At 58.6% G+C, this 11,497-nt stretch carries 12 protein-coding genes and 1 pseudogene; 6 read left to right on the top strand and 7 right to left on the bottom strand.

The features are described from left to right. Window positions 1–29 precede the first annotated feature (29 nt). Window positions 30–212 carry a PA3496 family putative envelope integrity protein gene (locus DTP52_RS13775; protein ID WP_109753849.1) on the top strand — a complete coding sequence of 61 codons (183 nt, stop codon included), beginning with the start codon at window positions 30–32 and terminating at the stop codon, window positions 210–212. Window positions 213–267: 55 nt separating this feature from the next. Here DTP52_RS13775 and DTP52_RS13770 read toward each other — a convergent pair whose 3' ends face one another. Further along, on the bottom strand, window positions 268–894 hold the full coding sequence (locus DTP52_RS13770; protein ID WP_109753848.1) for a response regulator transcription factor: 627 nt from the start codon (window positions 892–894) through the stop codon (window positions 268–270). Window positions 895–1,352: 458 nt separating this feature from the next. On the opposite strand from DTP52_RS13770, the pseudogene DTP52_RS31190 reads away from it, so the two are divergent. Next, window positions 1,353–1,601: pseudogene (locus DTP52_RS31190) on the top strand (hypothetical protein); the annotation flags it as partial. A 328-nt stretch (window positions 1,602–1,929) separates the two neighbouring features. On the opposite strand, the gene DTP52_RS13760 reads toward DTP52_RS31190, so the two are convergent. Together DTP52_RS13760 and DTP52_RS13755 are read right to left on the bottom strand one after the other, a co-directional pair. Further along, window positions 1,930–3,147 (bottom strand): argininosuccinate synthase, encoded by a 1,218-nt coding sequence (locus tag DTP52_RS13760; RefSeq protein WP_053124536.1) that lies wholly within the window; start codon window positions 3,145–3,147, stop codon window positions 1,930–1,932. Between the two features lie 128 nt (window positions 3,148–3,275). After that, the gene (locus DTP52_RS13755; protein ID WP_109753846.1) at window positions 3,276–4,253 is read right to left on the bottom strand and encodes an OmpA family protein; all 978 of its coding nucleotides are present in this window, start codon (window positions 4,251–4,253) and stop codon (window positions 3,276–3,278) included. 191 nt (window positions 4,254–4,444) lie between these two features. Between DTP52_RS13755 and pyrC the strand changes: the two genes are divergently transcribed. Further along, entirely contained in the window at window positions 4,445–5,491 is a 1,047-nt protein-coding gene (pyrC, locus tag DTP52_RS13750; RefSeq protein WP_109753845.1) for a dihydroorotase, read from the top strand. Continuing rightward, window positions 5,488–6,165, top strand: coding sequence for a ribonuclease T (rnt, locus tag DTP52_RS13745; RefSeq protein WP_109753844.1), 678 nt, complete (start codon window positions 5,488–5,490; stop codon window positions 6,163–6,165). Before pyrC ends, rnt begins: the two co-directional genes overlap by 4 nt. Window positions 6,166–6,263: 98 nt before the next feature. Here rnt and DTP52_RS13740 read toward each other — a convergent pair whose 3' ends face one another. Next, window positions 6,264–6,866: a peroxiredoxin gene (locus DTP52_RS13740; protein ID WP_003204949.1), complete on the bottom strand. Its 603-nt coding sequence runs from the start codon at window positions 6,864–6,866 to the stop codon at window positions 6,264–6,266. A 314-nt stretch (window positions 6,867–7,180) separates the two neighbouring features. Here DTP52_RS13740 and DTP52_RS13735 point away from each other — a divergent pair, with 314 nt between their 5' ends. Together DTP52_RS13735 and bfr are read left to right on the top strand one after the other, a co-directional pair. Further along, entirely contained in the window at window positions 7,181–7,399 is a 219-nt protein-coding gene (locus DTP52_RS13735) for a bacterioferritin-associated ferredoxin (protein WP_003178704.1), read from the top strand. A gap of 198 nt (window positions 7,400–7,597) precedes the next feature. After that, a complete protein-coding gene (gene bfr / locus DTP52_RS13730) occupies window positions 7,598–8,071 on the top strand; it encodes a bacterioferritin (protein WP_109753843.1) in 474 nt (157 codons plus the stop codon). Between the two features lie 227 nt (window positions 8,072–8,298). Here the strand turns inward: bfr and grxD are convergent, their stop codons facing one another. The 3 genes from grxD to DTP52_RS13715 all read right to left on the bottom strand — a co-directional run bounded on the left by grxD (window position 8,299) and on the right by DTP52_RS13715 (window position 11,256). Next, window positions 8,299–8,640: a Grx4 family monothiol glutaredoxin gene (grxD, locus tag DTP52_RS13725; RefSeq protein WP_003204956.1), complete on the bottom strand. Its 342-nt coding sequence runs from the start codon at window positions 8,638–8,640 to the stop codon at window positions 8,299–8,301. Between the two features lie 88 nt (window positions 8,641–8,728). Beyond that, a complete protein-coding gene (locus DTP52_RS13720) occupies window positions 8,729–10,837 on the bottom strand; it encodes a molybdopterin oxidoreductase family protein (RefSeq protein WP_109753842.1) in 2,109 nt (702 codons plus the stop codon). A 131-nt stretch (window positions 10,838–10,968) separates the two neighbouring features. Continuing rightward, a complete protein-coding gene (locus tag DTP52_RS13715) occupies window positions 10,969–11,256 on the bottom strand; it encodes a hypothetical protein (protein WP_014339882.1) in 288 nt (95 codons plus the stop codon). Between the last annotated feature and the right edge of the window lie 241 nt (window positions 11,257–11,497).

Below are 11,497 nucleotides of genomic sequence, written 5' to 3'. Positions count from 1 at the left end.
AATGGCAGTCTTAGCCTGGAGTCGAACCCATGAGTACTGGCAAAGAACAACTGGATGTAGAAGACGAATTCATCGCCGTTGAGGCCGACGACGTTGAACCTGTGGTCGTGGAAGTGGCGAAAACCAACCTGAGCAAGCGCCGCACCATTGATAACCTGCTGGAAGAGCGCCGTCTGCAGAAGCAACTGGCCGATTACGACTTTGACCTCTGACACGTAAAAGCCTCCCTGATGGAGGCTTTTTACTGAGTACGCGTGACCCGAAAACTCACACCAACCCATTACGCTGCGCCAGTTCGATCAGGTCGACCAGGGAACGGGCATTGAGCTTCAACAATAAGCGTGTCTTGTAGGTACTGACGGTCTTGTTGCTCAAGAACATTCCATCGGCGATCTCCTTGTTGGTCTTACCGCGAGCCAGTTGTTGCAAGACCATCATTTCCCGCCCCGATAATCGGTCGACCATATCCGACTCACTGGCATTGCCCAGACTCGACCGTACCGTATGCAAGGCCTGGTTGGGGAAGTAACTGTAACCGGACAGTACTGCCTTGATTGCACTCAGTAACTCAGTAAGATCCTGTTGCTTGCATACATACCCGGCCGCCCCCGTCTGCATGCAGCGCATCGAAAAATGTCCCGGTGCCTGGGAAGTCAGCACCAGCACCTTCATCGATGAAGGAATAGCCGCCAGACGGGCAATGACCTCCAATCCGTCCAGCTTGGGAATACCGATATCGAGAATGACGATATCGGGCATAAGTTCGCGAGCAAGTTGTAACGCATCGACGCCATTATCGGTTTCGGCAACGACTTCATAACCATGACGCTCCATCAGCAAACGTACAGCAAGACGAATGACGGGATGATCATCCACGATCAGCACTTTATTCATGGGCAAATCCAACTTCGCTGTTCGAATTTTTAGAGCACGCACAATAGCCTAGTCATTTCTACCTTGGCATGCCGCCCCCCCCTGAACGCTCGCACCGAGAGACAGAACCTACAAGCTATACAGAAAAATCCTACAAATTCTCCAGGAAAAAATGTGTCGTGAATTTTTCTACAGAGAAGAATGGACCTTTCTTAACAATCCGGTAACCCTGTGAACAATTCGCTCTTTTACCGTGACGCCCACCGACAGGCAGCCCATTAAAAAGCTTTTCAATCATAAAGAGTAACTGAATTATTTACTGTTAAAACTGCCTCTCGCTCACTTCAAGAAGAAAAATTCATATATAAAATAGCTTGGCATCCGACATCCATCATCGGCAGCCGCTGCGATTGCGCCTATATCTTAATAACCACTTTCCAGCCTATTCACCGAGCATAAATATTCCATGAGCATTAACCATGAACAAACCTTCGAAGACCATAACCAACCCTATGACCCTCATCGCCATATTCGCAACTTTGTCCGAAACTTCCGCGGCGATTTCCTTGCCATTCCTGGATGACCAGGATCGTGAGTATTACCTCTGGTTCCTGATCAGCTTCCCTTTTTATCTATTGCTGCTTTTTTTCATAACGCTCAACTTCAATTATCGCTCCCTGTATTCACCCTCGGATTTTCGCAAGAACAAGCACTTTTTAAAGACCATGGTTGACTCGCCCTGCCGACACAAACGACTGCTACGTCGGGCGGATAAAATCAAAGAGCTGCTAAAACGCCTTCATCGACGCAGGCGCGAACCAGCCTCCCCTTGTCTCCTATGCGGCCAATCGGAACGCCTGAGCGAGACCTGTCGATCAAGACATTTGAAGCACACCCGCATCGTCGTATACGTCATCTACAGCAACGCAGACCCGGCAGCCCACGGGCAGGATGAATGAACGATCAAGGGCCGCGCAGCAGCAAAGCCCGCACACGCAAAAAAGGGGCAAAAAAAACGGCCTGCTCATGGCAGGCCGCTTTTTCATCTCGCCAGGGTCAGAACAGCTTGCGACCCTTATTCGCCGCGATGCGCATGCGCAGGGCGTTGAGCTTGATGAAGCCGGCCGCGTCGGCCTGGTTGTAGGCACCGCCGTCTTCTTCGAAGGTCGCGATGTTGGCATCGAACAGCGAGTCGTCGGACTTGCGCCCGGTCACGATCACGTTGCCCTTGTACAACTTCAGCCGCACGACACCGTTCACGTTGGTCTGGGAGGCGTCGATCATCTGTTGCAGCATCAGACGCTCAGGGCTCCACCAGTAGCCGGTGTAGATCAGGCTGGCATACTTGGGCATCAACTCGTCTTTGAGGTGAGCCACTTCGCGGTCCAGGGTGATCGATTCGATCGCCCGGTGGGCGCGCAGCATGATGGTGCCGCCGGGAGTTTCGTAGCAGCCACGGGACTTCATGCCCACATAGCGGTTCTCGACGATGTCCAGGCGACCGATGCCGTGTTCGCCACCGATGCGGTTCAGGGTCGCCAGCACGGTGGCCGGGCTCATCTCAACGCCGTCCAGTGCGACGATATCGCCGTTGCGATAGGTCAGCTCCAGGTACTGCGGGGTATCGGGGGCCTTCTCCGGGGAGACGGTCCAGCGCCACATGTCTTCTTCGTGCTCGGTCCAGGTGTCTTCCAGCACGCCGCCTTCATAGGAGATGTGCAGCAGGTTGGCGTCCATCGAGTACGGGGATTTCTTCTTGCCGTGGCGCTCGATCGGAATCGCGTGCTTCTCGGCGTAGTCCATCAGTTTTTCACGGGACAGCAAGTCCCACTCACGCCATGGGGCAATGACTTTAACGCCAGGCTTGAGGGCATAGGCACCCAGCTCGAAACGCACCTGGTCGTTGCCCTTGCCGGTGGCGCCATGGGAAATGGCGTCGGCGCCGGTTTCGTTGGCGATTTCGATCAGGCGCTTGGCGATCAACGGACGGGCGATGGAGGTACCCAGCAGGTACTCACCTTCGTAAACGGTATTGGCGCGGAACATCGGGAACACGAAGTCGCGGACGAACTCTTCGCGCAGGTCATCGATGTAGATCTCTTTGACGCCCATGGCCTGGGCCTTGGCGCGTGCAGGCTCGACTTCCTCGCCCTGTCCCAGGTCAGCGGTGAAGGTCACCACTTCGCAGTTATAAGTGTCCTGCAGCCACTTGAGGATCACCGAAGTGTCCAGGCCGCCGGAATACGCCAGAACGACCTTGTTTACGTCCGCCATGCCATCACTCCACGGGTTGTACGGAAAGCCGAGAAGTCTAACGTCCAGCGCGGATAATTTACAGAGGCGCGACAGCTTATGACGACGAAGCGACAGATTATGTCGAGAGCGCGACGGTCAAAATCGAATCAGGACGTGCGCGCAGTCGCCGGAGCGGGCGCCTTGGCTGGTGCGGCGACCGGCGCCGGAACCTTGGCGGGCGCCGCAGGAGCCGCCGGCTGCGCCGCCGGGGCCTGGGGTGCCGGTACTTCAGTCGGCGCCACACGCTCCAGGCGCACGACCACGCGACGATTCTTGGCGCGGTTGGCGGCGTTGGTATTGGGTACCAGGGGATAACGCTCGCCGTGGAAGCGCAGGGTAATCTGCGATTCCTGGAAGCCATTGGCCTTGAAGAAATCCTGAACTGCCAGGGCGCGGCGGCGCGACAGCTCACGGTTGGTCAGGCGATTGCCGCTGTTGTCGGAGTGGCCGTCAAGCTCTACATGATTAACGCTTGGATCAGCCTTGATGAAGTCGAGCATTACCTGCAACTGTGCCTTGGCATGGGCATCGAGTTCGACTTCTTCGCCGGGGAAGCCGATCTGGGTCTGCTTCACCTGCTCGAAATTCTTTGGCAACAGTTTCGCCACGCAACCTTGATAGTCATTGAAAGCCTTGCTGAAACGCACCGGCAGCAGGCGCACTTCCGAGACCCGTCCGTCCTCGGTGTTGCGGCGCACCACGGGGCTGCGACCTTCCATCAGGCCACTGATCAACCGGCCGGCCTGGACCTGGGAGCTGTTGAACAGCACATCGCCGCTGCCGATCCTGACCGAACCCAGGTTGATATCGCCTCGCCCCGGTTGCCACGGCGCGGCGGCCGCCAGCAAGGTTGCCGAACCGCCGCCAAGCATCGGGTTGTAGGTCTTGAGGCGGAACGTGGCCTGCTCGCCCGCCCGACGCACGAACTCGCCGCTGCCGAAATCGGTGATCGGCTGGCTCAGCCGGCACTCGAACTTGTCGCCTTCGACCGTCCACTCAATGCTCTCCAGACGGGTCTGGAAAGTGAGCGCCATGGCGGGAAGGCTGGCAAACACACTGAGCAAGGCTAGATAACGCTGGCGCACGGGAGGCTCCACTGACTTTTATACAAAGATCGACGCATGCCTGGGGCATGACGCCTGTCCGGGGCACTGCACGGATTCGTGGCACACCTGTAGGAGCTATCGGTAAGTTGCGGCAGAACTTGATAGCGGGTGCCTGAATCGGTCTTTTCCGGTAGCATTCCCCAGAGTTTGACCCGCCTGGAAGCCCCCCAATGTCTGACCGCCTGACCCTGCTGCGTCCCGACGACTGGCATATTCATCTTCGCGATGGTGCTGTGTTGACCCATACCGTCGCCGATGTCGCGCGCACCTTCGGGCGCGCAATCATCATGCCGAACCTGGTTCCGCCCGTGCGCAACGCCGCCGAGGCCGACGGCTATCGCCAGCGCATCCTCGACGCACGCCCGGCTGGCAGCCGCTTCGAACCGCTGATGGTGCTGTACCTCACCGACCGCACCCAGCCCGAAGAGATTCGCGACGCCAAGGCCAGCGGCTTCGTCCACGCCGCCAAGCTGTACCCTGCCGGCGCGACCACCAACTCCGATTCCGGCGTCACCAGCATCGACAAGATCTTCCCGGCGCTGGAGGCCATGGCCGAAGTCGGCATGCCGTTGTTGATCCACGGTGAAGTCACCCGGGGCGACGTCGACGTGTTCGACCGCGAGAAAATCTTCATCGACGAGCACATGCGCCGCGTCGTGGAGCGCTTCCCGACCCTCAAGGTGGTGTTCGAACACATCACCACCGGCGATGCCGTGCAGTTCGTCAACGAGGCTCCGGCCAACGTTGGCGCGACCATTACTGCCCATCACCTGCTGTACAACCGCAACCACATGCTGGTGGGCGGGATCCGGCCGCACTTCTATTGCCTGCCGATCCTCAAGCGCAATACCCACCAGGAAGCCTTGCTCGACGCCGCCACCAGCGGCAGCACCAAGTTTTTCCTCGGCACCGACTCGGCGCCCCACGCCCGTCACGCCAAGGAAGCGGCCTGCGGTTGCGCCGGCTGCTACACCGCCTATGCCGCCATCGAGATGTATGCCGAGGCGTTCGAACAGCGCAATGCGCTGGACAAACTCGAAGGCTTCGCCAGCCTGCATGGCCCGCGTTTCTATGGCCTGCCGGTGAACACCGACAGTATTACCCTGGTCCGCGACGAATGGACCGCCCCCGCCAGCCTGCCTTTCGGCGAGCTGACTGTCATCCCGCTGCGCGCCGGTGAAAAACTGCGCTGGCGCCTGCTGGAGGAAAACGCGTGAGTGAAGATCATTTCGACGACGAACTGGACGGCAATGGTGGTTCGGGCGGCGCCCGTCATCCCATGGCAGCCCGCTTCCGGGGTTATCTGCCGGTCGTCGTCGATGTAGAAACCGGCGGTTTCAACTCCGCCACCGACGCCTTGCTGGAAATCGCCGCGACCACCATTGGCATGGACGAAAAAGGCTTCGTGTTCCCTGACCACACCTATTTCTTCCGTGTCGAACCGTTCGAAGGCGCCAACATCGAAGCGGCGGCCCTGGAGTTTACCGGGATCAAGCTCGATCACCCGCTGCGCATGGCGGTCAGCGAAGAAACGGCCCTGACCGACATCTTCCGTGGCGTGCGCAAGGCGCTGAAGGCCAACGGTTGCAAGCGAGCGATCCTGGTCGGCCACAACAGCAGCTTCGACCTGGGCTTCCTCAACGCCGCTGTCGCGCGCCTGGACATGAAGCGCAACCCGTTCCACCCGTTCTCCAGCTTCGACACCGCGACCCTGGCTGGCCTGGCATACGGCCAGACCGTCCTGGCCAAGGCGTGCCAGGCGGCCGACATCGATTTCGATGGCCGCGAGGCCCACTCGGCCCGCTACGACACCGAGAAGACGGCGGAGCTGTTCTGCGGCATCGTCAATCGCTGGAAGCAGATGGGTGGTTGGCAGGATTTCGACGACTGACATCGCCCCATAGCTCTGTGTTCAGCCGATAATTTGGCTTGAAACACCCATAAAAAAACCGGCCCTACCAAGGGCCGGTTTTTTTATGCCTAAAGCAATTACAGCTTGTCGCTGTGCTCGCCCAGGTAAGCGGCAACGCCTTCAGGCGAAGCGGTCATGCCCTTGTCGCCTTTTTTCCAGTTGGCCGGGCACACTTCGCCGTGCTCTTCGTGGAATTGCAGCGCGTCGACCAGACGGATCAGCTCTTCCATGTTACGGCCCAGCGGCAGGTCGTTGATGATCTGCGAACGGACAACACCTTTGTCGTCAATCAGGAACGCGCCACGGAAAGCCACGCCACCTTCGGACTCAACGTCGTAGGCCTTGGCGATTTCGTGCTTCATGTCGGCAGCCATGGTGTATTTCACCTGGCCGATACCGCCATTGTTGATCGGGGTGTTGCGCCAGGCGTTGTGGGTGAAGTGCGAGTCGATCGAAACGGCAACCACTTCAACGTTGCGGGCCTTGAAGTCGTCCATGCGGTGATCCAGTGCGATCAGTTCGGACGGGCAGACGAAGGTGAAGTCCAGCGGATAGAAGAACACCAGGCCGTATTTGCCTTTGATGGCCGAGGACAGGGTGAAGCTGTCGACGATTTCGCCGTTGCCGAGCACGGCTGGAACGGTAAAGTCTGGGGCTTGTTTGCCTACGAGTACGCTCATTGGATATCTCCTGATGTAATAGCGTGAAAACAAGGTCCGGGCCAGCCTGCCACCCTCAGGCGACAGCCCTGTGACACGAACCCGCTTGCAAGGGCCGACCATCATACACCGCGAATTTGGGCTGTCTTCAACGGTTTTTCGGCGGTATTGAAAAATCGCTGTAGCATTTCATGACACGTCACTGGCCGGGGTACAAACCGTTCGTCAGCCAGGCGTCGCTCTGGCAAAAGGTTTTCAGAAACCACTTTGACAATCATTCTCGTTAACATTAAGATCCGTCTCAATTGAGTCACAACCAGCGACGGTTCTAACTTATGTATGTATGCCTCTGCACTGGCGTCACCGACGGACAAATCCGCGAAGCGATCTACGAAGGTTGCTGCAGCTATCGCGAAGTCCGTCAGGCCACCGGCGTAGCCAGCCAATGCGGTAAATGTGCGTGCCTGGCCAAGGAAGTGGTTCGCGAAACCCTCGCCAAGGTGCAAACGGCACAGGCCTCGATCCCCTACCCGGTAGAATTTACCGCCGCGTAAAAAACAGTTTTCAAGGAACCGGACTCAATGTCCGGTTTTTTTATGCCTGTAAATCAATTGCTTAGCGTCCAGACGCGGAACACAAACATTCTTATTCCGATTAATTTTCATTTATTATTCAATAACTTAGGTTTGACACCCGTAAATGTGCGGCTCAAACTCTGCCCTATATACAGCTATTACAGGGCAGGTCTCATCATGAAAGGCGACATTACAGTCATCCAGCATCTCAACAAGATCCTCGGCAATGAGCTGGTCGCGATCAACCAGTACTTCCTGCATGCGCGCATGTACGAGGATTGGGGCCTGAACAAGCTGGGCAAGCACGAGTACCACGAATCCATCGACGAGATGAAACACGCGGACAAACTGATCAAGCGCATCCTGTTCCTCGAAGGCCTGCCGAACGTCCAGGATCTGGGCAAGTTGCACATCGGCGAACACACCCGGGAAATGCTGGAGTGCGACCTGCGTATCGAGCGCACCGGCCACGCCGACCTGAAGGCCGCCATCGCCCATTGCGAAAGCGTTGGCGATTTCGGTAGCCGTGAACTGCTGGAAGATATCCTCGAATCCGAGGAAGAGCACATCGACTGGCTGGAAACCCAGCTGGGCCTGATCGACAAAGTCGGTCTTGAGAATTACCTGCAATCGCAGATGGGTGAAGAGTAAGCTTCCCCGCTAGCCAGGCATTAAAAAGCCCCGCCCTCTTTCGAGAGGCGGGGCTTTTTATTGCCTGGATTCCAGGCCTACCCAAAACCACTGTGGGAGCGAGCCTGCTCGCGATAGCGGTGGTTCAGGTAAAAAACTGCTGACTGACATACCGCTATCGCGAGCAGGCTCGCTCCCACAAGGTTTCGTGTTCATCACAACCGGTGTGGTGAACCGACTTCCATGGATCAGGCTTCGGTCTTGTTCGCCGCCGCTTTTTCTACCGCTTCCTTGATCGTGGCTTGCAACGAGCCATCAGCGGCCATCTCGGTCATGATGTCGCTACCGCCGATCAGCTCACCGCCAACCCACAGTTGTGGGAAGGTTGGCCAGTTGGCGTACTTGGGCAGGTTGGCGCGGATTTCCGGGTTCTGCAGGATGTCCACGTAGGCAAACTTCTCGCCACACGCCATCACAGCCTGAGCGGCCTTGGCCGAGAAACCGCACTGTGGCGCGTTCGGCGAGCCTTTCATGTAAAGCAGGATGGTGTTGTTGGCAATCTGGTCTTTAATCGTTTCGATGATATCCATGGAGCACCTCGGCTTAAAACTTTGCGACGTAAGTTGTCGACACGGTGACGCATTGTAACGGAAAGCCGAACGTGCTCCAGAGACAATTTTACGCAGCCGCCACCTTCACCGGTACACCGTTGAGCGCCGCGTTGCCGGACAACTCATCGAGCTGGCAATCATCAGTCAGGTCATTGGCGCTGGAGCCTGGCTGTGCGCTGGCAATGGTCATCTGCACGCCCGGCCGGGCATGGCCCCAGCCGTGAGGCAGGCTGACCACACCTTTCATCATGTCCAGGCTGCCCAGCACCTCGACTTCGATGGCCCCCACTCGCGAACTGACCGTCACGCGCTGCCCGTCGGCAAGGCCGCGAGAGGCGAGGTCATCCGGGTGCATCAGCAATTGATGACGCGGCTTGCCCTTCACCAGTCGATGGAAGTTATGCATCCAGGAGTTGTTGCTGCGCACATGGCGGCGGCCAATCATCAGCAACTCATCCGGTTCTGGCGCCTGCAACGCGGCAAAGCGCGCAAGGTCGGCGAGAATCACCGCCGGCGCGGCCTGCACCTGCTGGTTTTCGGTTTTCAAGCGCGGGGCCAGGTTAGGCTTGAGTGCGCCAAGATCGATGCCATGGGGATGGTCGAACAGGGTCGCCAGGGACAACTTGTGCGGCGAGGCGTCGCCATACGCCCCGTTGCGCAGGCCAAAATCGATCATCTGCGCCGGCGGCATGGTCGGCTTGAGCTCTTTGCCGGTCCGGGCAGCAAAGGCCTTGGCCAGGCCGACAAAGATTTCCCAGTCGTGCAGCGCCCCCTCGGGCTTGGGCAGGATGGCCCGGTTGAAACGGGTCACGTTGCGCACCGCGAACAGGTTGAACGTGGTGTCGTAATGATCGTTCTCCAGGGCCGAGGTCGAGGGCAGGATCAGATCGGCGTAGCGCGTGGTTTCGTTGACGTACAAATCGACGCTGACCATGAACTCCAACCCGTCCAGGGCCTGCTCCAGTTGCCGCCCGTTGGGGGTGGACAGCACCGGGTTGCCGGCCACAGTGACCAACGCACGGATCTGGCCCTCGCCCTCGGTGAGCATTTCCTCGGCCAGGGCCGATACCGGCAACTCCCCCGCATATTCGGGGCGCCCGGACACCCGGCTCTGCCAACGATTGAAATGCCCGCCCGAAGTGGTGGCCACCAGATCCACCGCCGGCTCGGTGCACAGCGCCCCGCCCACCCGATCGAGATTGCCGGTGACCAGGTTGATCACCTGGATCAACCAATGGCACAACGTACCGAACGCTTGGGTCGAAACCCCCATCCGCCCGTAACACACCGCTGACGGCGCGGCGGCGAAGTCCCGCGCCAACTGGCGGATCTGCGCTGCCGGCACCGCACAGAGCGGGCTCATCGCTTCAGCCGTAAAAGTAGCGACAGCCTCACGCACCTCGTCCAGACCATCCACAGGCAAATGGCTGTCACGGGTCAGGCCTTCGCTGAACAATGTATTGAGCAAGCCAAACAGCAGCGCGGCATCGCCGCCAGGGCGGACGAAGACATGCTGGTTGGCAATGGCCGCCGTTTCGCTGCGGCGCGGATCGACCACCACCACTTTGCCGCCACGGGCCTGGATCGCCTTGAGGCGCTTTTCCACGTCCGGCACGGTCATGATGCTGCCGTTTGAGGCCAGCGGATTGCCGCCCAGGATCAACATGAAGTCCGTGTGATCGATGTCCGGAATCGGTAGCAACAGGCCATGGCCGTACATCAGGTGACTGGTCAGGTGATGGGGCAGTTGATCCACCGAGGTCGCCGAGAAACGGCTGCGGGTTTTCAACAGGCCCAGGAAATAGTTGCTGTGGGTCATCAACCCATAGTTATGCACACTGGGGTTGCCCTGATAGACCGCCACCGCGTTCTGGCCGTGGCGCGCCTGGATATCCGCCAGACGTTCGGCCACCAACGCGAAGGCATCGTCCCAGGCGATGGGGTGCCATTCATTGCCGATGCGCTGCATGGGCTGGCGCAGCCGATCCGGATCGTTCTGGATATCTTGCAGGGCCACGGCCTTGGGACAGATGTGACCCCGGCTGAAGGTGTCCAGCGCATCGCCCTTGATCGAAGTGATCGCCAGGCCCTGGCCGTCGGTCTCGGTGGTTTCGAGGGTCAAGCCACAGATGGCTTCACACAGATGGCACGCACGGTGGTGGAGAGTCTTGGTCATGGCCAGTCTCTGTTTTATTCGTGGCGGGCGCTTTCGGCCGCGGGAACAAAACTATGGCGCGTGATTCCCGGCAGCGCCAGCGACGTTCGTCCTGTGAATTGCCGGGCATCAGGCCAACCGATGACATGGCGTCAAGGCTGGTCGGGAGGCGGCGCCAGCAGTTGGATTTCTTCGACGGTTTCCACCTGCTCCTGGGCGATGGGCACACCTGTCAGCTCGCCGATCAGCCGCCAATGCTCGTCGAGCCCGTTACTGATAGTGGCCATGCGATCGATCATTCGACGACCCGCGGCCTTGGTCACCTCATCGTCGCTGCGCAGCAATTCGAATGACATCGAAGTCACCGAAGCCGTCAGGTGCGTCAGCGAGCGTGCAGTCAGCCCTAGCAATTCCATCAATTGTTGCTCTTTCGAATCCATTTCGGGCTCCTGTGCCGCTGTGGTTCATTTATAACCCAGGCCTTTGCATTAGGAAATGTTTCACAACCAGCGGCAGACAGGCGAAAGATGGGATGCCACGGCGCAAACCGCCCCTCATCCATGGCGCGCCCGCCGTGCTTGATTGCCAAGCCGAGCAACGCCAGTGTACAAATGGGTCGCTGCTGTCAGGAAACCGGCCACAAATTCGCCATCGCAGTCTTGCGATGGCCTCGCTGAAATC

Origin of the sequence: Pseudomonas sp. 43mfcvi1.1, assembly GCF_900115935.1 — a bacterium.
In the GTDB taxonomy this organism is placed as follows: Bacteria; Pseudomonadota; Gammaproteobacteria; order Pseudomonadales; family Pseudomonadaceae; genus Aquipseudomonas; species Aquipseudomonas bijieensis.
The sequence above is the reverse complement of the archived record's forward strand: the minus strand, read 5'-3'. Positions and strand labels throughout refer to the sequence as shown.

Excerpts from the sequence above, each read along its gene's own strand:
- DTP52_RS13775 (WP_109753849.1), top strand. The coding sequence starts at position 30 with ATGAGTACTGGCAAAGAACAACTGGATGTAGAAGACGAATTCATCGCC.
- DTP52_RS13770 (WP_109753848.1), bottom strand. The coding sequence starts at position 894 with ATGAATAAAGTGCTGATCGTGGATGATCATCCCGTCATTCGTCTTGCT.
- DTP52_RS13760 (WP_053124536.1), bottom strand. The coding sequence starts at position 3,147 with ATGGCGGACGTAAACAAGGTCGTTCTGGCGTATTCCGGCGGCCTGGAC.
- pyrC (WP_109753845.1), top strand. The coding sequence starts at position 4,445 with ATGTCTGACCGCCTGACCCTGCTGCGTCCCGACGACTGGCATATTCAT.
- DTP52_RS13740 (WP_003204949.1), bottom strand. The coding sequence starts at position 6,866 with ATGAGCGTACTCGTAGGCAAACAAGCCCCAGACTTTACCGTTCCAGCC.
- DTP52_RS13735 (WP_003178704.1), top strand. The coding sequence starts at position 7,181 with ATGTATGTATGCCTCTGCACTGGCGTCACCGACGGACAAATCCGCGAA.
- bfr (WP_109753843.1), top strand. The coding sequence starts at position 7,598 with ATGAAAGGCGACATTACAGTCATCCAGCATCTCAACAAGATCCTCGGC.
- grxD (WP_003204956.1), bottom strand. The coding sequence starts at position 8,640 with ATGGATATCATCGAAACGATTAAAGACCAGATTGCCAACAACACCATC.
- DTP52_RS13720 (WP_109753842.1), bottom strand. The coding sequence starts at position 10,837 with ATGACCAAGACTCTCCACCACCGTGCGTGCCATCTGTGTGAAGCCATC.
- DTP52_RS13715 (WP_014339882.1), bottom strand. The coding sequence starts at position 11,256 with ATGGATTCGAAAGAGCAACAATTGATGGAATTGCTAGGGCTGACTGCA.